A 23,741-nucleotide genomic window follows, 5' to 3' on the forward strand; every position below is an offset into this window, starting at 1 on the left:
CTGTTTATTTGTTTTTAAACCAACGCTTTTTAGCGCCTTCTTGGGCTTCTTTTTCAGCGTATTTTGCTTCTTCAAGCTCTTCTTCAACATCAGATTTTTCGAGTCGTTCCATTTTCCCGTTTAATTGTTCTAAAACGATATCGTCGATATGACCAGTGTTTTCTTCATTACAAATTAGGATGACACCAGTTTCGCCTTCAGGGATAATTTGAATGGCTTTTTCAAAAATAGACATCGCATTTTTAACTTCTTTAACATCTTGAGATGTGCCAATCATGCTACCTGTAAACCAACCAAGTAAGACGCCAAGTGGTCCACCAAGAATACCGACCAGCATACCAATCATACTGCCTTTAAATGTTTTATCATTACCTGTAAAATCAATGAAGTCTTTTGGTTCTAAGTTATGATTTGAACGATGTTCAATAACTGCCATTTGTTCACCACGAATGTCACCTTTACCGTGAAGTGTTTTTAATTCAGAAAATGCTTGATATGATTTACTTTCAGTGTCGAAACTCATAATGATTACTTTATCGTTATTTGCCATTTTTAAAGACCTCCAATTATTTTATTTATATAGGTACTATAACGTAGGTTTTTGAAATAATAATGAACAAAATGAGGCCAAATTTTAAAAAATAAGTGAACTGATATTATAAAAATATGACTAAACTTTGTTCAAAGAAACAATTTAGTGGCATCACTAATGTTTCTATTGTAGAGTGGAGTTTGCCACATAGTTGCGTCTATTTAATTAATTGTGATTGGCGAGCGGTCTTTTTGACGATTGAAAGACAAGAATGTAGTAGATTGTTTTTGAAGGTAACGCTTACACAAATGAAAATTTTCGCGAGAGTTAAAGTTGTGTATCATAAGTAAATCGCTACTTTCTAATAGTACTATTGGCACAAATTTTATTAGTTTAAGTAGATAAATCAAGAAAATAGAATAATCTGTTGGTTGAGTAGAAACAGTGCGTTAAGTATCGAAGAATGGGAGGTTGTCTTCGAGCGAAAAGTTATCATAACTTGCGGTGCTGTTTCGCATCTGCTACCACATCAAGAAGGTTTTTTCGTGATGCGTAGCGAAGGAATCTTTTTTTGTGAGTTAAAAGTGAAGGGTCGTATGATGAATGAAAAACAAACTAAGTACGCAAATGTTAACTCTAATGGGGCTATTGATTGCCCTAATCATTGTTTTATCAAATATTTTAGCAATTGATACACAGTTTTTAAAACTGACTTTCGCCTTTATTCCTAAGATGATTATGGGAATGATTTTTGGACCGTTTTGGACGGCAGTCGGATCAGTTGTTGCTGATTTAATTGGGAATACAATGTTTGCTAAAGCACCATTTTTCTTTGGTTTTACATTAAATAAAATTTTAGAAGGTTTGATTTATGGTTACTTCTTTTATAACAAGAAGATTACTTGGAAGAATTGTATTCTTTGTACCGTAACGGTTACAGCTTTGATTAACTTAGGTTTAACACCACTATGGTTATCAATGCTTTATAATACGCCTTTAAATAGTTGGATTATTTGGGCGCCACGTTTGGTTAAAACGGCTGCAATGTTACCAATTCAAACAATTGTGATGTATGGCGTTGCAAAAGTTTTACCGATGGAACGCTTAACCCGAAATATTGTCGGCTTCAGACGAACTGAAAGTTGGTAGAAAAAAGGCTTGTAAGAAACTAGTGATGGTTTCTTACAAGCTTTTTGGTTTAACTTGGACATCGACATCAAAAATATCGAAATGACTAGTGAGTTCTTTTTCAATGGCATCAGCAATTAAACCACCATCACTAACAGTGATCGTGCCGCTCACTTCAATCGTGACATCAACGGCAACAGCATCGCCAAACATTCTTCCTGTGATATCAACAATTCGTTCAACTCCTGGAATTTGTTCAATCACGATGAAATAGTTTTTGATTAAGTCGGGATTAAAGCCGTCTGAAAGATGAAAAACGTTGTCTTTCACCACGAGATAAGACATACGGGAGAGAATCAGACCTAAAACAGCAGCTGTAAATCCATCAAATAATGGATTTAATTTAACTGCTAAGATAATACCAAATGCTGTACCAAAGTTCATTAAGGTATCGCTAAATGCGTCCTTCATTAGTGTTTTAACAGAGTTACTTTCGATTTTCTTATAGTGATACTGATTGATTAAGTAAATAAGTAACATGATCAAACCAGCGCCAATCGCAACAAAAGCAGGTAACATTGAAGCCTTTCTTTGAGAAATAGCTGCAGCATGACGAATCCCATTAATGCCATCAAATACAATATAAGCAGACATTAAAAACATCATAAAGGAACTAAAGAGATTTCCAAGTGTTTCAAATTGTTGATAACCTTTACTATGCGAATGCGACGGATTTTTAAGCGAGACTTTAAGTCCAAAAATAATGCCAACTGAAATAATAATACTGGAAAGATTATTAAAACTTGCAGCTAGTAATGCCTTAGAATGACTCGTTAAAGCAATGATTAATTCTGCTCCAAAAAGTAGGATGAAGACAAATAAATTGAGATAGGCAATTTTTGTACTTTGCTTGATGCCTTCAAAATATTTCATACGATTATCTAATGTTGATTTCATAGATGACCTCCTAAAAAACTATTTAGTTAGACTAACTAGTTAAATTATAATCAGTTGTCATCAAAAGTCAAGTCATTAGTTGTCTGAAGTTTGATTATTTTTTTTAGATTCTAAACGATGCTCAATGAGTTGCAACTCATCGAAAAGCACGCGCTTTTGATTTTCGGTTAAATCATCGAAAAGGTCTTCGATAAGTGTTGTTGTATCTTGATTGATTGCGTTACGTTTCTTGATTCCTTTTTCGGTTAGGTTTAGAAAGTAGACTCTTAAGTCTTTAGTATCACGTGTTTTTTCAACATAACCTTCTTCAACTAATTTATTAACTTTAACTGTTGCGGAAGAAGATTTGATATTGTAAAAGGCAGCAATATCTTTTGCGGTTACATTTTTATGGTCGTTAATATAGTTTAGCGAACGACCAAGTTGTTGCATATCACCTTGTTGGTCGCCGATATAATGAGCCAAGTGATGCATGTTACGTGAAATAGAATGTAAAGTCTGGTAAATTTGAAAGTTTAATGTTTGTTCCATCAATATCCTCCTTAATAGTTAGTTTAACTAACTAAATATAGCAAGATTTTAACTTTTTTGCTAGTCAAAAACAATAATCCCCTTTGTAAAAGAACTATTTTTTAACTGCAACTAAATAAGACATCTCAACTTTAAAAATTGAGGTGTCTTATTTAATTATTTAAAGTGACTCTAGCCATTTTGCTAGTTGAGTGAAGACTTTTATGACTTGAGGATTTGTCGTCTCCTTTAGAAAGTCATGCTCAAGGTCATACACTGCAACAAATTTGTCTTGAGGTGAGCGTTTGAGTGCCTTGCTATAGTAAAAGGGAACTTCCGCATCAGTTGAACTAGCACTACCAAACGTTGGTGGTAAATTAAGAATATCTTCTTTTGATAATTTGAATGCTTTTTCGTTATTTTTTACTTGGTAGTAATCTGATAATAATTGTTCTTGTACTGCATAATAATATAACAATGAACGTTGTAACGTTGGGTCATCCCAAACTGTTGTTGTCAGATCAAAAGTTTTAATCATGTCAGGTGTGATTTTTTGTGGCACTAATTCTCGTTTTTGATCAATATTGTCGAGGTCACTGTAGCCATAAAAATTGATCAAAGCTTTTGGTATCGATTCTTTCTGAGCATTTAAGCATTTTGTTACAGCTTGCATTAAGTAGCTACCAGCTGAACGGCCGCAAAAAATAAAGGGTTGCTCCTTAATTGTCTGCGTGATGAGCTCTAGACAATCTTGAGTGGCTGTTGTGATGATATTTTCAAGTGCAGTGTTTGGTGCTAATAAGTAATCGAGTGCAATCACGTTTAAATTGGCATGATGAAAAACCTCTATCAGGGCTTGGGGAATATCATGTCTTGAGCCATAAACAAAGCCACCACCGTGAAAATAGATAACGTATTTTGACGATTCTTTAACTGGATATAGTGTTGCTTTTGCGCCTGAGGTAATCTGGATTTCAGTTGTCATTTTTTTTGACTCCGTTTCTTTAGATAAATTAAGTACGTTCCGATTTCATAATTTACCATCTGAATTGGATTTGTCAAATCAATCTCTAAAAGATCTTGAATTTTATTTAAACGATAACGGATTGTTTTAGGGTGTAAAAATAATTTTTCTGCCGCTTGTTTATAATTCCGATTAACTTCAAAAAAGGTGTAAAAGGTATCGAACAACTCAGGGTTTTCTTCGCCAAGCTGATAGAGGTTATTTGGCACAATTGCATCAAGTTGATCAATTTGATGATGTTTAATAAAAGCATTAAAGATACCTAAGTCATGGTAATCAATAATCGATCCTAGATAAAATTGTTGATTGAATTGAATCATATCTAAACATTCAGCAAGAATATCATGTAGTTGTTCTTTCGTTTTGACACGACTAATCGCCAGTACAGCCTCTTGTTCTTCAAGGTGTTTTTCATCAAAAAGTGCTAAGAGTTTTTTCTTGGTGATTTGGTCATGATTAAAATTATATAGAATCACAAGATAGTGATGGTGTTCAAAGTAAAGATAGTTCTGTTTCAGCGAACGTAATTTCTTGATAATCAATTTTTTATTATAAATATCCTTAAGACCTTCTGTTGAAAAGGCAACACACTGATAATTTGGAAAATCAGCCATTTTTCCTTCAATCAGCAATTTATCAAGTTCGGCCAGATTACTTGGTGTATTTTGTAAAATTGCATCAGCAAGATGATTCAATTTGGTAAAGCGGTCTTGCTTAATGAGATATTCAGCTTGCATTTGTTCATAGATGGCATCAATGACGTTTTCTAAAATCATGACTTTGTATTCAGGAATTTCAGCTGATTTATGATAGACCGTCAGAATACAAGTTTCATCGAAGGGGTTAGGAATATTAGTTTGGACAGCAGTTGTATAGTGATTGGCTTTATCTGAAAATAATTGTAAATAATCATAATCATTTTTGGTAAAAGCGATTGTTTTCATGGGTTTCTTATCGCAAACGACGTAGTTTTCAAAAGATTCGCCAAAGGTTAAATTAACATCCAAACAAGGTATTTGTAACGTACAGGGGTTACCAATTAGTTCAAAAAATTCGGTCATGATTTGGTCGAAAGTTGAAGAATAACGGTCAACTTGCATAAAGCGTTGACGCACGTCGTAGTAAGTACGCAATAAATGTGACTGTTGATTAATAATAGGCTCGTAAACAGCAAGCATAATGGCTTCATAACTCACATCTTGTTGCATTTTGATGAGCGGCACTTGATATTCAAAACTCAGTTCAATCATCCAGGTTGGAATCATTGTGATTAAGCGATCCATTTTGACAACTAAGCCACTCACACCGATTTGAGTCATCTTCTTAAAAAAGTCTCGTAATTCTGCAGCATCAATTTTTTTAAACGCATAAAAAGAAGTTAGAATCAGTTGATTTCTCTTACTCCAATTTTCGATATCTAACGCTTCTAAGACCATCACAGATTCCACAGGATTATCCAAGCCAATCTCTTCAGTTAGGATTTTACAGCTCTTTAAAATTTCGATTTCAAGCAATTCTTTCAAACGCATGTTATCCCTCTTTTCCCTTTATGGATAAAAAGTATAGCATTTTTTTAGACTTTTATCCAATGTAAACGAAAACATCACTTGCTACAATGACGGTGAATTAAGAAATGGAGGAATCAAAATGTTACAAACTGTAATTTTGAAAAACAACTATCAAGATTCGATTAACTTAATGCTTTTAACGAATCGAATCAATGATTTTGACTCAGTGATTATGAGTCAAATTATGATGGGGACAGATGCAAACAAAGATATTCTGAACAACACAAATCTATTAACAAGCGAAGCTCAAGAAGCTTCTGCTAATGACTTAATGATTGTTGTTGAGAGTGATGATGAAGCAATCATGGATGAAGTATTACCAGAAATTCATTCATTCTTAGATGATTTATCATCAAATGATAGTGCAAGTGAGAAAAAAGCGGCTACTTCTTGGCAAGAAGCTTTAGAAGGTTTACCTGATGCAAACATGGCATTGTTTAGTATTCCTGGTGAATACGGAGCTAGCGAAATGGAAAAAGCTTTAAATCATAACTTACATGTCTTTTCATTTACAGACAATATTCCTTTAGAAGACGAAGTTCGCTTAAAAAAACTAGCGCATAAAAAAGGATTACTAATGATGGGACCAGACTGCGGAACAGGTATCATCTCTAGTATCCCATTAGCCTTCACAAACGTTGTTTCTCCTGGAAACATTGGTGTTGTTGGTGCTTCAGGAACGGGGATTCAAGAAGTAACAACTATTATTGACCGTTTAGGTGGCGGTGTGGTTCATGCAATCGGAACTGGTGGTCGCGATTTAAGTGACAAAGTTGGCGCAACAACAATGAAAGATGCAATTGTAGCTTTAGAACACCATGCACCAACAGACGTGATCTGTGTGATCTCAAAACCACCTGCAAAAGAAGTTCGTGACGAAGTGGTTCAATTATTACAAAGTATCACAAAACCAGTCGTTGCTATTTTCTTAGGTGAAAAACCAGAATCGCATGAAGGTAAATTATATCTTGCTCATACGCTTGAAGAAGCTGCGCATATTGCGGTTGACTTAGCGAATGACGAAGCAGTTAAAGCAAACTACTTTGAAAAAGTAGATGCACCAGAAGTTCAAACATTGGCAGAAGATAAAGTAGTTAAAGGCCTTTATTCAGGTGGAACATTAGCATCTGAAGCTGGCATGATGATTTCTGAAGCTTTGAGCTTAGAAGGTTTAGTGAAACAAGAAGGCTACGTGCTTCACTCACATGGTTATGACGTGATTGACTTAGGTGACGATATCTATACCCAAGGTCGCCCTCACCCAATGATTGCACCAGAAGTTCGGATTGAAAAAATTGAACAATACGCAAAAGATAGCCAAACAGGCATCATTCTTTTTGATGTTGTTTTAGGTTACGGTGCGCACGAAGATATGGTAAGTGCTTTATTACCGGCGATTAAAGCGGCTCAAGAAAGTGCAGCTGCTGAAATGCGCGATTTATACTTTGTTGCAACTGTTTGTGGAACTGAGAAAGATCCTCAAAACTACCAAGATGCAGTGAAACGCTTGAAAGAGGCTGGTGTTTTAATTGCTGAAAGTAATGCAAAAGCTGTTCAACTTGCTTTATTACTTAAAGGCATTGAAATTACAGAAGCAGACAAAGAAGTAAAACCTTACGCTGGTACAACAATCGAAGTGCCAGAAGTAAGTGAAAAAGTGATGGAATTATTAACAACAAAACCTCGTATTATTAACGTTGGTTTACAAAATTTCAATGAATCAATCCTTACTTATGGTGGCCAATCAGAACAATTTAATTGGCGTCCACGTGCTAATGGTAATAAGAAAATGATTAAAATTCTTGATGCTTTAGATGCTCACAAAGAAATGATTGATGCTGAAAACCAAAAAGTTCTCGACAAAATGAAAAATGCGCAACCATTCTTAATTGATGTTGTACCAGCTAAGACTGTTATTCCTGAGTTAAATGAAGCTCAAAAAACATTACTTCATGCTGGACCACCAATTACTTGGGACCAAATGACAGGACCAATGAAAGGGTCATGTATTGGTGCTGCTTTATTTGAACGTTGGGCAGAAACAGAAGAAGAAGCAGAAAGTTTATTAGCACGCGGCGATGTTCGCTTTATGCCATGTCATCACGTTCAAGCTGTTGGACCAATGGGTGGCATTACATCAAGCAATATGCCAGTTTTCGTTGTTGAAAACCGCCTTGAAGGCAACCAAGCTTACTGTATTTTAAATGAAGGTATTGGTAAAGTACTTCGTTTCGGCGCTTATTCTGAAGAAGTAATTACGCGTCTAGATTGGATTAAAGATACATTAGCACCAACTTTAGCGAAAGCTTTAGCGTTAACAGAAGAAGGTTTAAACTTGAACGTTTTAATTGCGCGTTCAATTACAATGGGCGATGAATTCCACCAAAGAAATATGGCGGCTTCATTAAACTTCTTAAAAGAGTTAGCACCATTAATTATTAAAACTGATGCACCAGAAAGTGAAAAATACGAAGTAATTAAGTTCTTAGCTGATACTGATCAATTCTTCTTAAATGTCATGATGGCAACAGGTAAAGCAATTGTTGACGGCGCTCGTAAGGATACTTTAGGTACTGTTGTAACAACAATGACACGTAATGGTGTGGACTTTGGTGTTCGAATTGCTGAAACAGGAAATGATTGGCATACAGCACCAGTTAATACACCAAAAGGATTATACTTCACAGGCTTTACTGAAGAAGATGGTAACCCAGACGTTGGTGATAGTGCGATTACTGAAACAATTGGTGTTGGTGGAATGGCAATGATTGCTGCTCCAGGTGTGACACGATTTGTTGGAGCTGGTGGCTTTGATGATGCCCTTGCAACATCAAATGAAATGGCACAAATCTGTTTAGGACATAACCCAACCTTTACCATTCCAACTTGGAATTTCCAAGGTACTTGTTTAGGAATTGATATTCGTAAAGTCGTTGAAACAGGAATTACACCAGTGATAAATACAGGGATTGCCCATAAAGAAGCTGGTGTTGGTCAAGTTGGAGCGGGTACAGTTCGCGCACCTTTAGGCTGTTTCGAAAAAGCGCTTGAAGCCTATGCTGAAAAATTAGGCATTGTAGTTGACTAAACTTAAGATTAGCGATTATTTAAATCCATTGGATCGTTTTGGAAGTGTTGGAAGAGTGCATAGTATTTTTGAGCACTCTTTCAATATCAAAATAGGCTCCCAACTCGTCAATATCACAAATCATTCAGATTATCTTTCAAGTTTTGGAATCTATCTTCCAAATGAACTGTTTTCTCAAGTGATAACATTTATCTCAGAGAACAGCTTGGTTAAAATTCACGCTGACCAACTGCATTTTTACAGTTATCAAGGAATAATAACCGTTAATCTACAAGCAGCTGTTACTAGTCACCTGCGTGTCGAATCAGGAACAGTGACTGAAACAGCCGCTTTAATGCTAAAAAACCAATTGGAAGCATTGCAACTTGAAAATCAGATTGGACTTATGATTGAAGCGGAAACAGAGACATTCTTTGCTCAAATGAAACAAGCAGATGAAAAAGAAACCAATGCAACACAGTTGTGTGAGTATTTTATTGGCCGAGGCCGAGGTTTAACTCCAAGTGGGGATGATATTTTGGTTGCTTACTTAACGATGTTACGTGTTTTAGGAAGTGAAGGAGCAGTGATTGATTTTAAGACTGCTCTCGAACTTTCAACACGAACAACAACGGATGTTAGTGCTGCTTATCTAGATGCAGCGCTAAATGGTTACGTTAACTCTTATGTATATGATTTATTACAAAATTTAGAGCATCAATCAGTCTCACAAATTGAGACACAAATAAAAAAAATCATGTCAATTGGACATACATCTGGAAAAGATATGTTGTTTGGAATGTTACTCGCACTTGAAAAACAAGTGTGAAGAAAGAAAAGAGAGGTTATTATGGAAAATCTAAAACAAAAAGCACCCGTTCAGGTGAGTCAAAACTATTGGATTAAGACAGTTGCTATTTTCTTTGTTGGTTGGATTTTAATGTATGCAACACGAACAATTTTTAACCCAATTATGGGTGTAGTCGGTCAAGAATTTAATTTAAGCAATACGCAGTTAGGTCTTGCGAATAGTATTTTCTTCTTAACATATGCAATTTTCCAAATTCCTTCAGGGATGATGGGCGATAAAATTGGTCGTAAAATTGTTATTTCATTAGGTTTTGTTGTTTTAGCAATTAGTACTTATTTAAGTGGTATTGCGACAACATTCGTGATGTTCTTAGTGATTCGCGCAATTGCAGGTATGGGTCAAGGGGCTTACTATGGTCCGCAATATGCATTATCAACAGAAGCGATTCCTGAAAGCAAACGAACAATTGGGAATGCGATTATCAATAGTGGGATGGCCTTTGGTACATCTGGTGGTTACTTACTATCAAGTAAAATGGTTTTAGAAAATGGCGCGCACTGGAGTAAACCATTCTTTATGATGGCAATTCCAACAATCATTATGTCAGTTATTTTCTACACAATGCTTAAAGAAAAAGTTGTGCAACCAGGTGAAGAAGCAAAACAAGCAGCACAAACAGAAACAAAAGAAAAAATTTCATTAAAAGAAATCTTCTCAAACCGCAATTTATTGGCATCATTTATTTTATGTTTTACTAGTATTTATGCAAACTTTGTTATTATCACTTGGTTACCTCAATTCTTAATTGCTGAACGTGGGTTCGAAGGCGCTAGCGTTGGTTTTATCGCTTCACTTGTACCATGGGCATCAATTCCGGGAGCTTTAATTTTTGCGCGAATTAACGATAAAACAGGGGCAACTAAAAAACTTGTTTATATCTTGGTACCATTAGCAACACTTTCAGTTTTTTCAATTGCCTTTGTTACCAATAGATCACTTTTAATTTTCTTCTTAATTTTATATGGATTAACTGGAAAATTAGCTTTGGACCCAATTGTCGTGACATTTGTTGCTAAAAATGCGCCAGCAAATTCACTGGGAACAACTTTAAGTGCCTATAACTTCATTGGTATGTCAGGTTCAATCTTGGCACCATACTTAACAGGTTACTTATCAGATCAATTAGGGTCAATGCAAGTTGGTTTCTACTTATCATGTATTTTACTTGTGATTGGTTTAATTGCCTTTGCAATTTTAGCAAATGACAAAAAAACACAAAAAATTTAAGAAAGAATAGGAAGAATTAAATGGGATTAAATGTAATTGCCTTAGGTGGAAATGCGATTTTAGATACAGATCCAACTGACAATGGACAAAAGCAAGTTGTCGCTGAAGCAGCTAAATATATTGCTGATTTTGTGACAACAGGTGAAAAAGTTGTTGTTTGTCACGGAAACGGTCCACAAGTTGGTAACTTATTATTACAACAACAAGCCGGCGAAAGTGAAAAAAATCCACAACTAAAATTAGATTCATGTGGTGCAATGACGCAAGGCAGTATCGGTTATTGGATTCAAAATGCGCTAGCTAATGAATTTTTAAAACGTGGTCAACAACAAACAGTTACGTCAATGGTCACGCAAGTTTTAGTTGATAAAGCAGATCCGGCTTTAAGTAATCCAACAAAACCAGTGGGTCCATTCTACTCAAAAGAAGAAGCAGATGTGTTAAGTCAAGATGGTTCTGTTTATATTGAAGACTCAGGAAGAGGTTACCGTAAAGTTGTGCCTTCACCAATGCCAAAAGCAATTGTCGAAAAAGAAGCAGTTCAAGCTTTAATCGCTGCTGATGTTTTAACAGTTTGTGCTGGTGGTGGCGGAATTCCTGTTTATCAAGAAGGAAATCAACTTGTTGGCATTGAAGCTGTTAACGATAAAGACTTCTCGGCTAAAGTTTTAGCTGAAGACGTACAAGCAGATCGTTTGATTATCTTAACAGGCGTTGATAATATTTACATTCACTTTAATACACCAGCTCAAAAAGCATTAACTGAAATTAGTGTTTCTGAAGCTGAGCAATATGTAAGTGAAGGTCATTTTGCTGCAGGTAGTATGTTACCTAAAATTGAAGCTGCGATTGATTTTGTTAAATCAGGTGAAAACCGTACCGCAGTGATTACATCGATTGAGAATTTAGCCAAAATGAATGAAAAAGTTGGGACTATTATTCATAAGTAAAGAGGGGATCGTTGTGGGAAAAAGAAAAGTATCGATGACGACGCAGATTGTCATTGCGGTGATATTGGGAATTGCTTGCGGTTTAATCTTTCCAAATATTGGAAAAAATGTAAAAATAGTGGGCGACTTATTTTTACGCTTAATGCAGATGGCGATTCCAGTCTTGATTTTAGGTCAAGTGATTCAAGCTGTAGGGAGTATAAATAAAAGAGAATTGACCACACTTGGTGGCAAAACAATGCTTGTGTTTGGACTATCTTCTTTTATCGCTGCTCTTTGGGGTGTGTTAGCCGGAGTATTATTTAAACCAGGTCAAGGAATGTCAATTTCAACGGCGAATGGAGCGAGTGCAAAAGTCCAAGAAATTTCATTATCGGAAACACTATTGAACTTTATACCAGACAATATTTTTAAAGCACTAACGGATGGTGCGGTCATTCAAATCATTTTGTTTGCCATGTTTTTTGGAATTGCGTTGAATTATTATTTATATCAACATCCAAATTCACAATTGTTAATATTAATTATTGATTTCAATGAAGTGATCATTCAAGTCATTCGCTATGTGATGTTTTTTGCGCCAATCGGTATTTTTGCTTTAATCGCTTCAACAATTAGCTCTTTAGGCATGCAAGTCATTTATTCTTTATTGAAATATTTACTTGTTTATGGCGTGGCAACATTGCTCTTCATGATTCTATGGGTATTAGTTTTAATGGTATCTTGTCGTATCAATCCAATTCGTTTAATCAGAAACATGAAGGACATGTTGATCATGTCACTTGCGACAACTTCATCAGCTATAACATTACCTGTTGCAATGGAAGAGTCTCAAGAGAAAATAGGGATTAGCTCAAATGTGACAAATTTAGTTTTACCACTAGGTATGTCACTCAACAGTAATGGATCGGCAATGCATATGGCGATTACAGTGATTACAATTGCTCAGATGTACCACTTTAACTTCAGCTTTACCGAATTAATTACAGTCGCAGTCGTTGCTACTTTTGTCTCACTGGCAAATGCAGTTGTACCTGGAGCTGGCATTGTTTCGCTTGCTGTTATTGTGCCTCAGATGGGACTTCCAATTGAAAGTATTGCCGTTTTTGCAGGTGTTGAATGGTTTGTAGGCATGCTTCGCGCAGTCTTAAACGTGAGTTCAGATGTCTTTTCAGCAGTCCTTGTTGCAAGTTCTGTCGATGAATTAGACCATCGCATCTTTAATGGTGAATCATTAAACTAAATTAAAAAAGCTTTTTCGTCTTTTATTCATGGCGAAAAAGCTTTTTTAGTATTTTAAAAAAAGGAGAATTGAGTATAAAATAAAGTTTTTTTTTAAGACATACTATCAAACCTTGTGTTAAAAGACTTTCAATTATTATCAGTAAAAGATAAATTTGCGGTAGTGTGAAGAAAAAAATATTAAATAAGGTGAAGGGAAGCGCGTGAGTATCAATGTTTTCCTATTATTTTTTATTCATTTTTTCACAGATTAAGGTATACTATTAGAAGAAACAGGAAGTTTTAGAATAATATGGGAGGATGCAAAATGGTAATGAATGACGATTTGACATTGATTAATCAGATGGGGAAAAATTTACGTGATTTAAGAAAAAATAAGGGGCTTACCATGGAACAACTTGCCAATCTCTCAGGAGTTAGTGGGATTACAATTAGTAATCTTGAAAATGGTCGCTCAAATCCGACGATTAATGTCCTTTGGAAACTAGCCGAAGCATTGGACATTACACTCACTCAATTGGTGGGGTATGCACAACCAACAACAGAAGTATCAAAATTAGAAACGACACATTTCATCAGTGACTTGGCGACAGGCTGGTTAATCCAACCCGTTTTTCAAGAAGATAAAATTGATGTTTTTCGTGTCTGTTTAAAAGCTAAAGCGACACATCAGGAAAGACACCAAAGTAAAAATACGACAGAAGTTATTACCGTGATGAAAGGAAGCCTATTGTTAAAAGTTGGTAATCAAACTTATCGCTTAGATGAGTATGATTCGATCAATTTTGATTCTGGATTAGCTCATGATTACATAAATGATACGAATGAAGATATTTTACTTAATATAGTTGTCAAATACTAAAACACATAATATAATGTATGTTGCATACATTATATTATGTGTTTTTTAGTAAAGGGGAATGACATGGAAAAGAAAAAGAACTATATTTTACTGCTAGGTATTATTATTGTCTCAACAAATTTAAGAGCGCCAATTACATCAGTTGGCCCTTTAGCAAGTATATTAGCTGAAGATTTACATCTTTCAGCCGCACAAAATGGGTTAGTGACAACAATCCCATTAGTCGCATTTGCAATCGTATCACCTCTTGCGCCAAAGATTGCAGCTCGTTTTTCAATTGAACGCACTATTTTTGGTGCACTATTGACTATTTTATTTGGAATGGGCGTTCGTTTCATTCCGAGCATCTTAACGCTGTTTGTCGGCACATCTATTTTAGGCTGTGGCATTGCGATTTGTAATGTACTAATTCCAGGATTAGTCAAAAAAGAATTTTATCACAATAGTGGACTTGTGACAGGACTGTTTTCAGTCAGCATGAATTTAGCTGGGGCAATTGCTTCTGGAGTTAGTATTCCACTAGTGACAAATTTAGGTATGACATGGAATAAAGCCCTGTCTATTTGGGCGATTTTAACGATGATCTCAATTGTTGTCTGGTTACCGCAATTAAAAAAACGTGATAAAACAGAGCGTAAAATTGTTGCAACGAATGAAGTGTCTGTTTGGAATTCACCATTGGCTTGGTGTGTTACTTTGTTTATGGGAATTCAATCATTTGTGTTTTATGCTTTAGTAGCATGGTTACCACAAATCCTTGCAGACCAAGGAGTGAGTGCTGCCAAAGCTGGTAGTATGCTTTCATTATTACAATTGACGATTTTACCATTAACATTTATTGTGCCAATCGTTGCTGAAAAAGTCAGCAATCAAAAATTGTTTGTCATCATCAATTTTGGATTCTATGTAATTGGTATTTTTGGTTTAATGTTTGGTCAAGGTTTTGTAACAACACTTGCGATTATTTCGTTAGGTGTTGCAGGTGGTATTGCCTTCGGTCTTGTGATGATGTTCTTTAATTTACGCACGACAACTGCTGGTGAAGCAGCAGAACTTTCAGGTATGGCACAATCGATGGGGTATTTATTAGCAGCCGTCGGTCCATTCCTATTTGGCTTTTTATATGATCAAACAGGTAATTGGCAAATTTCACTTTTTGTATTAATTGGGGTTGTGATTATCTTCTTATTGGTTGGATTAAAAGCTGGTTCAGACGAAGTGATAGCATAAAGATAAAATGATAAAAATAAATTGCATGAAATAAACTGTATGTAAGAATCGACATTGTGGCAGAAGGCTTAGCATAATTCCGTTAAAATTATCTCTGTGACAATGTTGATTTGCAATTAAGGGAGACTGTGAGATGAGTACGTCACAGTCTTTTTTTACAAACTAAACGGTGTCACAGAAGTAGCTTCTTCTTATTTCTTGAAGCTGAACACTTCTGTCACAACCTCTTTTCGAAATTGGAAATAAAAAATAAATATATAAAATTCGGTAAAGAGTGGGTAAATCATCTGTACATGATGATTTAACTTATATATTATGAACGATAGAATATGTAAATTTAGGAGTGAGAGAACTGGTATCTAAAAAAAGTCTGTTTATTTGTCTTATTGGTATGGTGTTAATTATTTTGATTTATAAGTTTAGTTTTGTAAGTATGACCTCGGATAATTTGCTTCCAGAAAGAGAACATAAAGAGGTACTAGCTAGTGTTAAAAATGAATTTAATGACACAATGGAAATTGGACATCTGATTTCCCTATCACTCTCTACTGAAAAATCTAGTCAGCTAGTTATGGCATATTTAACAGAGGAAAAACTAAAGTCCCAAGCAAACCAAGATCAGTTTGTAGGGGTAGAAGTTAAATTTTGGACTGGATTTAAATCGGGGACCTTAAATTCATTTACGCTTTACAACTGGACATGTATTTTGAAGAAAGAAGAACAGTGGAATGTTGTCTCATTTGGACCCAATAATTAGAAAAATTATTCTGATTTTAACTATGAAAAGTGATATGATCTAAAATCAACAAGTATCCTTATGTTTTTTCGCTAAAGTATGATAAAGTAAGACACGAAGCTAGTCGTATCAAGTTAAAATTTGTGAAGAGGAAGAGTTGTGAATCAGTGAAAATAAACCAAAAAAATAAAAAAAATGTAAAAAATAAAAAGCAGTTTAAGCCTAAACGTGACGAACGATCAGAACAATATCAAGTCAAGGAGGCGGTAGAATTATTACCATTCCTTAGAGAAACGTTAACATCAAGAAGTCGCAATGCGATTAAATCAATTTTGACACGTGGTCAAGTTGCTGTTGATGGTAAATCAATCACGCAACATAACTATGAGTTAAAGCCTGGACAGGTGGTCTCAATTGAAAGCAATCAAAGTTTCATTAAAGAAATGGCATTAGAAGGTGTCACAGTACTCTATGAAGATGATGATATTATTGTTGTCGAAAAAGAAGCCGGCTTGTTATCAATTGCAACAAATAAAGGACCAGAATTAACTGTACACCGCCAATTGATGAATTATGTAAAACAAGCTCATGTTAATAATCGCGTTTATGTTGTCCATCGTTTAGACCGTGATACGTCAGGTGTAATGGTCTTTGCAAGAAGTGAGAAGGTTAAACATCAACTTCAAGAAAATTGGAACAAGGTCGTGCTTGAAAGAACATATACAGCACTTGTTGAAGGGAAAGTGACACGTGATTCTGGTACGATTGAATCATGGCTAAAAGAGAGCAAAACTTATAAAATGTATTCAAATCAAACCGATAATGGTGGTAAAAAAGCTATTACTCATTATCAATTGGTAAAACAAAATAGTAATTTTAGTTTATTGGAGGTCAATCTTGAAACGGGACGCAAGAATCAAATTCGCGTGCATATGCAAGATTTAGGGCATCCAATTGTAGGTGATAAGAAGTACGGTGCAACAAGTAATCCAATGAAACGTCTAGGATTACACGCCTCAACACTAGTGATGATTCATCCAACAACTGGTAAAAAAATGAGTTTCAAATCAAGTATCCCTAAGAAATTTCAAAAAACCTTTAAGCATAGTTAAATATTTGTTAGCTCTTTAAAAGAAGAACTTCTTTTAAAGAGTTATTTTTTTGTGTAAAGTAACAACACACACCCATTAAGGATGCAATGAATTATTTTTTTATGTTTAATAACAAGCTTCTTAATTAGTTATTTTAGTAAAAAATAAAGAATTGTTGTAAATTTTAATAAAAAATAGTAAAATTAATGAAAGCGTTTCAAAAATATGTTTTATTGAGGGGGATTACCAATGAAAAATCGTAAATCGCTTATTTTTTTGGTCTTAATTATGGTTGTTACGGTGAGTTTATTTTTTATACTTACACGACGAACTGAAAACAAGGAAACAGAGGTTGGAAAAATCGGTGATTTTTCGATTTCAGACAAAATATTAGAGCTTTATCTTTCAGAAAATGAAGGCATAGTCTTAAATCAATATGCTAAGGAAAACAAATTGACAAGTTATGGTGATGATTTACTGAAACAAGAATCAGCAGAACAAAAGGAAATTATCAATGCGTTAAGAGAGAAAGTTGAAGCAGAGATGTTGTATGACTATGCGGTTTTAACAGAACTAGAAAAAATTGATAAAGAAAAACCGACCCAAAAAGAGCACTCATTGAAACAGTTAAATGGTGCTTATGGCGAAATAAAAAATCAAGTTTCTGATGGTAAAGATATGTTGATGAAAAATATCAATAAAGTAAATCCACCTTCAGAAAAAGATTTATACCAAGCATTTAATCAACTAGATAAAAAATATAAAACAAAACCATTTGAAATTAGTGGTGTTGAAATGAATTTTTTTAACGAAAATAAAATGGAACTGATATCATTTTTTAAACAAAATGGTACTTCGACAGTTGAGGAAATACAAAGCCAGTTTCAAGCAAAATATTCTGATAGTGTCATCAAAGAATGGACATTAGATAGTCAGAATATCCAAAAAGAGGATACTTATCAGCTGGCCCTAGCTGAAGTTTTAGTAAATAAAGTAAAAGGAGATTTAATTGAGGGGTTAAAAGAGGGGCAATACTTTTATATTATTAGTAAAAAAGGAGGCGGAGAATTAACACAGCAAGAGGCACCAGATTTAGCTAAAAACAAGTATTTAAATGATCAACTAGATAACAAAATTAGCACAAGAATGAAAACCTTAAAGTTTGAGACAAAAGAACCATTAGTGGATTTAATGAATGATTATTACAAAAACAAAAAATAAATTAAGGAGTATCACAAGTGAAAAAAATAATTAAATTAATCAATTATCTTGCCATAATGTGCTTAACTTTAGTTAGTATCGGTTCGTTTACGTTGCCTGTTCATGCCGCGGAAGAACCGCTAGAGAAACAACTAACGACTGAACTTAGTTCAGTCGGTTTATCCAAACAAGGAAAAACATATTTTGTCGATGGTCAAAATGGAGAAGATACCTCAGATGGTCTATCTCCGGAAACAGCTTGGAAAAGTCTAGAAAAAGTATCTGCAACTACTTTCCAACCTGGTGACCATATTTTATTAGAAGCTGGTAGTACTTGGCGTGGTCAAATTCTACATCCAAAAGGAAGTGGAACAAAAGACGCAACTATTAAGTTAGATTTTTATGTGAAAGGTTCCGAAGGTAAAGCAACGTTTAAGTCCAACAAACGTCCAACCATTCACGGTGACGGAACTTATGGAACTGGTAAATTTAAACGTTATGTTACAGGTGCGGTTCAATTAGTAAATCAAGAACATTGGGAAATTCAAAATTTAGAAGTAACAAATACACCAGAATTGGACAACAAAGAAGGTTATAAAAAACCTGGTGACGCACAACGTGTGGGTATCCTTTTGCTTGGTCATGAACAAAATAGAACGTTTAATAATGTCAAAGTTCGAAACAACTATGTCCATGATGTTCAATCTGAATATTACTTAAAATTATCAGGCAGTCGCGAGACGAAACGCTTGAAAGCTGTTGGCGGAATTATCGTCCTAGGGCATTGGGTGGATGAAGATGGTAACGTCGTTTTAAATGCCGGTGATCATAGAAGTACGACTGGTTTTAATGATGTCTTGATTGAAAATAATATTGTGAAACGTGTTGGTTTGGAAGGCATCCGAACAAAAGGGGATGCTGATACTTCGGTTGCAAATACCTTCCATAAAAAATTTAGCAACATCACAATTCGTAATAACTATCTTGAAGATATTTCAGGAGATGCGATTGTTCTTAGTGAGGTAGCAAGTGATGGTGTTGTTGAAGGAAATGTTTCAAAACGTGCTGCTAATGCTGATTATGGAACGCATAATTACGCAGCAGTTTGGTCGATGTCAAATGACAATGCCCTATTCCAATATAATGAAGTTTACGGAATTGTTTATGGATATAATGATGCGGAAGCCTATGATATTGATATGCAATGTAGCAATGTCATTTATCAGTATAACTATAGCCATCATAATAGCGGTGGGTTCTTATTACTTATGAACAGTCAAGCGGACTCAATTGTTCGTTACAATATCAGTGCGAATGATGGTGGAGGCAATAAAGGGACAAACGCTGATAAAGGTGGCGGAAGTGGCTATAATTACAAAGAACAAAGTATTTTCCATTATTGGGTAAAAAGTGAAGGCCGTGCAATGCCGCTAATTCATAACAATACTATTTATGTTGGTGATGGCGTTTCAACTTCTTTATTTGGTGAAGGAAACAGTGGTGATAATAGCGGTACAATAGCGCATTTCTACAACAATATTTTATATAAAGAAGGTTCAGGAAGTTTGAAATTCCTTGCTGCAAATCCAACGAATGGTAGCGATGCGATTGAAAGAAAATTAGGGAACAATCCTGAAAAATATATCAAGAATAATATTATTTGGCCCGAAAGTGTTGCTTCAGAAAAAAGTGGCGCGACTAAAGATATTTTAGAAAAATCAAATAATAAATTTGTAAAACCAAAATTATTAATTAATGAAGATCAAAGTTTAGTTGCAGACTTAAATGCTCAAGAACAAACAGCATTGAATGTTGAAACTGACAGTGTGCAGGACTTTACTTCAGTGAGCAAATTACGTGAACGTACAAAAGGTTTTAAAATTTCAGATGATAGTCCGGCGATTGCGTCTGGTACTGTGATTCCAAATCAGCCAGAAGAAGATTTCTTTGGTAATAGTATCAAAGATCGTGCGCCAGATATCGGTGCACATCAAGTCTCGAACGTGAAGAAAAAAAAAGAAGTTAAAGTCAATCCAATTAAAGTTAAAACATTAGCAGGTGTTTATCCTGAACTACCAAATAAAGTCGATGTCACAATTAAAGAAACTTATGGGGATATCGTGAATGAACGTAAAGAGAAAAAAGCAGTAACTTGGGATATTATCGCTAAAGATAAATATATGCAAGCCGGAAAATTTGATGTATCTGGTACGGTAGCAGGATTAAGTAAAGAAACAGCCGTTGCTAAGGCTGAAGTGACTGTGACGGGTGAAGCGGGAACGGGCGCAGAATCGGCTCACTATGTTGCTAAAGACGCTGCCTTTATTCAAAAAGGTAATCCGAATGATGCTTATGGAGCAAAACAAGGTGCAGTTAGCAAACCAAGTGCAAAAGATGCTTATAAAGCGCCATTTGGCTTATCTTATTCAGATAACTATGTTCTGAAATTGAAAAATGCCGGTTCAGCACCATATAATCGTCGTTTCTTAGTTAAGTTTAATCTTAAAGATTATCAAGGTAAGATGAATCAAATCAAAGATGCAAATATTCGAATTTTTGTAAGCCGTTATGATGCATGGAATGGTGCGGGTGGCACAACGGAAGAACAATTGCGAAATACAGGTTTTGCGCTTGATGTTTATGGTGTAGGCAACCAATGGACTGATCAAGCATTAACATGGAATAATGCACCAGGAAATGCTGAAGTTTCAAGTAAAAACCCTGATGACAGCATTCCAAATTACACGGAGTTAAAACCAGTTTCTCATAAAGAATACAAGAATAGTCAAATTATTGATAATGGTCATGCGATTGATATCGACGTAAGCCATTACCTTGCTGAATTAGATGATTCAGTTGAAGATGTGAGTTTCTTAGTGACAATACCAATGAGTAAAGTAACTAATTTTGATCGAGACAATGCTGGATTCGATGCATTTTCTCTTAAAGGTGCTGCACAAGCTTATCGTGATTTCGAAAATGGCACGCTAAAATTACCAGCGAACTTCCCTCAAGATATCGAGATGAGTGCGACGACGTTGGCACCAAAACTATATCTTTCAAACGTGTATGAAAAGGAAGTTGAAGCAATTAATATCAAAGCTAAACCAGGTGAAGAAGTCACTTTACCAGAAAAAGTAATGGTAACTTACACAAATGAAACGAAAAAGGAAGTAAAAGTAGACTGGGGCGAGCAAGCAAAAGTAAGCTTTACTAAAGACGGTACTTATAAAGTTCTTGGTAAAGCGTCAGGCGTTAGTTTACCTGTTGTTGCGACAATTGATGTCAAAGGAAATGTCATCAAGAGTTTTAAAGCATTACCTAAATTAGACCGTGTTGTTGGTTTAGGTCGTGGTGCGTTAGGAATGCCGAAAAAAGTGATGGCAACTCTTGAATCAGGTGAAGAAGTAGAAGTAGAAGTCACAGGGTGGGATGATGATGTAAGTAACTATAATGAAAATAGTGCACCTGGAGAATATAATTTCCCAGGAGCAGTTAAGTTACCAACAGGTGTCACAAACCCTAATGAAGAAAAACCAACGCAAAAAGTTCAAACACATCCTAAACCAAAAAAAATTTCTTTCACGGAAGAAACTGTTTTGGTGACAGCTGGAGAAACACAGCCAGTTACTTATAGGGTTGCTGGAGAAGAACCATTTACAAAAACAGATGAGTGGAGCTCGGCGGTCAAATGGTCGATTGAACCACTGGAAGCAAATGAAAATTCAGTTTTACCTGTCATATCTGAAGCTGGTGAAATTGTCACAACTAGAGAAACAACTTTAGGCAAATACAAAGTAACAGCAGTAAGTACGAGAGTTGAAACGGTTAAAAATAGTTTTACTTTAGAAGTGGCAGAGGCAGTAATCAATAAAGCACCTTTAACGACCTTAATTTTGGCAGCTGAAAAACGTCAACCTAGTCAAGGTCATGCCTTTACAAGTGCATCTAAAGAAGCATTAGATCAAGCAATTGCAAAAGCTAAAGCATTGCTTAATCAGCCAGAAATGACACAAGTCGAACTTGATGAAATGGTGGTTGAATTACAAACTGCACTTGATGGACTAAGTGAACTACCAATCTCACCAACGACAGTTGACAAAGAAGAATTGAAAAAAATAATTAATCAAGCAAAACAGTTAACTCCAAGTACAGGTCACGTCTTTACAGAAGACTCTCAGCATAAATTAGAATCTGAATTGGCTAAAGCAGATTTAGTAATGGCTTCAAAAACAGCAACTCAGGCTGAAGTTAATGAAATGGTTAATGCGTTACAAACAGTGATTGACGCAATGGAAGAAGAAGAAATTACTGAAGCAACAACCGATAAAGCAGAACTTAGAAAAATCATGCGTGCAGCTCTAGATAAGAAACCAAGTACAGGTCATGTATTTACAGCTGAAACACGAGAAATTTTTGAAAAAGCTATCCTAAAAGCGCAAACGATTCTTGATGGTCAAATGTCAACCCAAGCAGTGATTGATGCTATGGTGCTTGAGCTCCAAAAAGCAATGGATCAGTTAAAAGAAGAAAGCTTAAAACCTGTAGTTGATAAAACGATTCTTAGTGAACTCGTTAAAAAAGCACAAGCTGTAAAACCAAGTGTGAACTATGAGTTTACTGCAGCTAGTAAAAATGTACTCGATCAAGCGATTACGAGAGCTAAAAAACTAATCAATGAAACAAACAGCACTCAAAACGAAATTGATGCAATGGTTAGTGAACTTCAAAAAGCAATGGACCAATTAAAAGAAGAAGTAGTCAAACCAAGTAAAGTTAATAAAGCAGAACTTGAAAAAATGATTGCAAAAGCCGAAAACTTAAAGCCAAGTGCTGGAAACGTCTTTACTGAAAAAAGTCAGCAAAACTTAGCTAAAATAATTAAAATAGCAAAAGAAATCGTAGAATCAACAAATCCTACCCAAGCTGAAGTAGATAAAATGATTAAAGAAATTAAGACTGCAATTGCTGAAATGAAAGAAATACCAGAAGAAACTATAACAGTGAATAAACAAGTTTTAGCAGAGATTGTTAAAAAAGCGCAGGAAGTCAAACCAAGCAAAGATCATGTCTTTACTAAACAAAGTGCTGAGACTCTTCAAAATGCAATTGTTAAAGCACAGTTATTACTAACGAAAAAAGATGTTGAACAAAAAACAATCGATGCGATGGTCACTGAGTTACAAAAAGCAATCGATGGATTAGAAGAAGCAAAAGAAGTTAAAGAAGAACCAAAAATTCCAGCCACAACACCTGAAAGTGATAATGTCAAAACACCAAATAATAATTTAAATGGTAATGGAGGCGGAGTGGTCTCTAAAGGAAATCAAAGTGGTAAAACTTTACCGAAAACAAATGAAACACAAACATTTGTACCAATAATCATTGGAGTTACGTTACTCCTTTGTGGTATTGTGTGTGTAAAGAAAAGAAATAAAGCATAAAATAAATGACTAAGTCTGGCAATTTTTTGCCAGACTTGGGTTTTAACAAGCTGTAATCACGAGAATTCATAGTGGGAGGATCGTTCGTGAGTGCAGCTCGTA

The 23,741-nt window shown here is 35.2% G+C and carries 17 protein-coding genes and 1 riboswitch; of the genes, 12 read left to right on the forward strand and 5 right to left on the reverse strand.

What is annotated here, in order from left to right; translation table 11 throughout:
- Positions 1–4 precede the first annotated feature (4 nt).
- A complete protein-coding gene (locus ESZ54_RS06525) occupies positions 5–550 on the reverse strand; it encodes a DUF1269 domain-containing protein (RefSeq protein ID WP_136136863.1) in 546 nt (181 codons plus the stop codon).
- 411 nt (positions 551–961) lie between these two features.
- Positions 962–1,058, forward strand: a riboswitch (THF riboswitch).
- Between the two features lie 77 nt (positions 1,059–1,135).
- Between ESZ54_RS06525 and ESZ54_RS06530 the strand changes: the two genes are divergently transcribed.
- Positions 1,136–1,681 (forward strand): folate family ECF transporter S component, encoded by a 546-nt coding sequence (locus tag ESZ54_RS06530; protein WP_136136864.1) that lies wholly within the window; start codon positions 1,136–1,138, stop codon positions 1,679–1,681.
- Positions 1,682–1,714: 33 nt separating this feature from the next.
- Here ESZ54_RS06530 and ESZ54_RS06535 read toward each other — a convergent pair whose 3' ends face one another.
- The 4 genes from ESZ54_RS06535 to ESZ54_RS06550 all read right to left on the reverse strand — a co-directional run bounded on the left by ESZ54_RS06535 (position 1,715) and on the right by ESZ54_RS06550 (position 5,680).
- Positions 1,715–2,617 carry a cation diffusion facilitator family transporter gene (locus ESZ54_RS06535; protein WP_136136865.1) on the reverse strand — a complete coding sequence of 301 codons (903 nt, stop codon included), beginning with the start codon at positions 2,615–2,617 and terminating at the stop codon, positions 1,715–1,717.
- A gap of 75 nt (positions 2,618–2,692) precedes the next feature.
- Positions 2,693–3,148, reverse strand: a complete 456-nt coding sequence (locus ESZ54_RS06540) for a MarR family winged helix-turn-helix transcriptional regulator (RefSeq protein ID WP_136136866.1) — start codon at positions 3,146–3,148, stop codon at positions 2,693–2,695.
- A 160-nt stretch (positions 3,149–3,308) separates the two neighbouring features.
- Positions 3,309–4,112: an alpha/beta hydrolase gene (locus ESZ54_RS06545; protein ID WP_136136867.1), complete on the reverse strand. Its 804-nt coding sequence runs from the start codon at positions 4,110–4,112 to the stop codon at positions 3,309–3,311.
- Positions 4,109–5,680: a PucR family transcriptional regulator gene (locus tag ESZ54_RS06550; RefSeq protein ID WP_136136868.1), complete on the reverse strand. Its 1,572-nt coding sequence runs from the start codon at positions 5,678–5,680 to the stop codon at positions 4,109–4,111. Before ESZ54_RS06550 ends, ESZ54_RS06545 begins: the two co-directional genes overlap by 4 nt.
- Positions 5,681–5,798: 118 nt before the next feature.
- Between ESZ54_RS06550 and ESZ54_RS06555 the strand changes: the two genes are divergently transcribed.
- From ESZ54_RS06555 to ESZ54_RS06605, 11 genes are all read left to right on the forward strand, one after another.
- Positions 5,799–8,807, forward strand: coding sequence for a bifunctional FdrA/YlbE family protein (locus ESZ54_RS06555; RefSeq protein ID WP_136136869.1), 3,009 nt, complete (start codon positions 5,799–5,801; stop codon positions 8,805–8,807).
- Positions 8,808–8,985: 178 nt separating this feature from the next.
- Entirely contained in the window at positions 8,986–9,615 is a 630-nt protein-coding gene (locus ESZ54_RS06560) for an oxamate carbamoyltransferase subunit AllH family protein (RefSeq protein WP_136136870.1), read from the forward strand.
- 21 nt (positions 9,616–9,636) lie between these two features.
- Complete coding sequence (locus ESZ54_RS06565; protein ID WP_136136871.1) at positions 9,637–10,884, forward strand: MFS transporter; 1,248 nt, start codon at positions 9,637–9,639, stop codon at positions 10,882–10,884.
- 20 nt (positions 10,885–10,904) lie between these two features.
- A complete protein-coding gene (gene arcC / locus ESZ54_RS06570) occupies positions 10,905–11,834 on the forward strand; it encodes a carbamate kinase (protein WP_136136872.1) in 930 nt (309 codons plus the stop codon).
- Positions 11,803–13,077 carry a dicarboxylate/amino acid:cation symporter gene (locus tag ESZ54_RS06575; protein WP_136136873.1) on the forward strand — a complete coding sequence of 425 codons (1,275 nt, stop codon included), beginning with the start codon at positions 11,803–11,805 and terminating at the stop codon, positions 13,075–13,077. Before arcC ends, ESZ54_RS06575 begins: the two co-directional genes overlap by 32 nt.
- Positions 13,078–13,383: 306 nt before the next feature.
- Positions 13,384–13,938, forward strand: coding sequence for a helix-turn-helix domain-containing protein (locus ESZ54_RS06580; protein ID WP_162615119.1), 555 nt, complete (start codon positions 13,384–13,386; stop codon positions 13,936–13,938).
- A gap of 63 nt (positions 13,939–14,001) precedes the next feature.
- A complete protein-coding gene (locus tag ESZ54_RS06585; RefSeq protein WP_239433760.1) occupies positions 14,002–15,168 on the forward strand; it encodes a CynX/NimT family MFS transporter in 1,167 nt (388 codons plus the stop codon).
- Between the two features lie 391 nt (positions 15,169–15,559).
- On the forward strand, positions 15,560–15,925 hold the full coding sequence (locus ESZ54_RS06590; RefSeq protein ID WP_162615120.1) for a hypothetical protein: 366 nt from the start codon (positions 15,560–15,562) through the stop codon (positions 15,923–15,925).
- A gap of 146 nt (positions 15,926–16,071) precedes the next feature.
- On the forward strand, positions 16,072–17,016 hold the full coding sequence (locus ESZ54_RS06595) for an RluA family pseudouridine synthase (protein WP_239433761.1): 945 nt from the start codon (positions 16,072–16,074) through the stop codon (positions 17,014–17,016).
- A 228-nt stretch (positions 17,017–17,244) separates the two neighbouring features.
- The gene (locus ESZ54_RS06600; protein WP_136136877.1) at positions 17,245–18,216 is read left to right on the forward strand and encodes a hypothetical protein; all 972 of its coding nucleotides are present in this window, start codon (positions 17,245–17,247) and stop codon (positions 18,214–18,216) included.
- A gap of 17 nt (positions 18,217–18,233) precedes the next feature.
- Positions 18,234–23,639, forward strand: a complete 5,406-nt coding sequence (locus tag ESZ54_RS06605) for an Ig-like domain-containing protein (protein WP_136136878.1) — start codon at positions 18,234–18,236, stop codon at positions 23,637–23,639.
- Positions 23,640–23,741: the final 102 nt, after the last annotated feature.

Source organism: Vagococcus silagei, from assembly GCF_004795745.1.
Lineage (GTDB): Bacteria > Bacillota > Bacilli > Lactobacillales > Vagococcaceae > Vagococcus > Vagococcus silagei.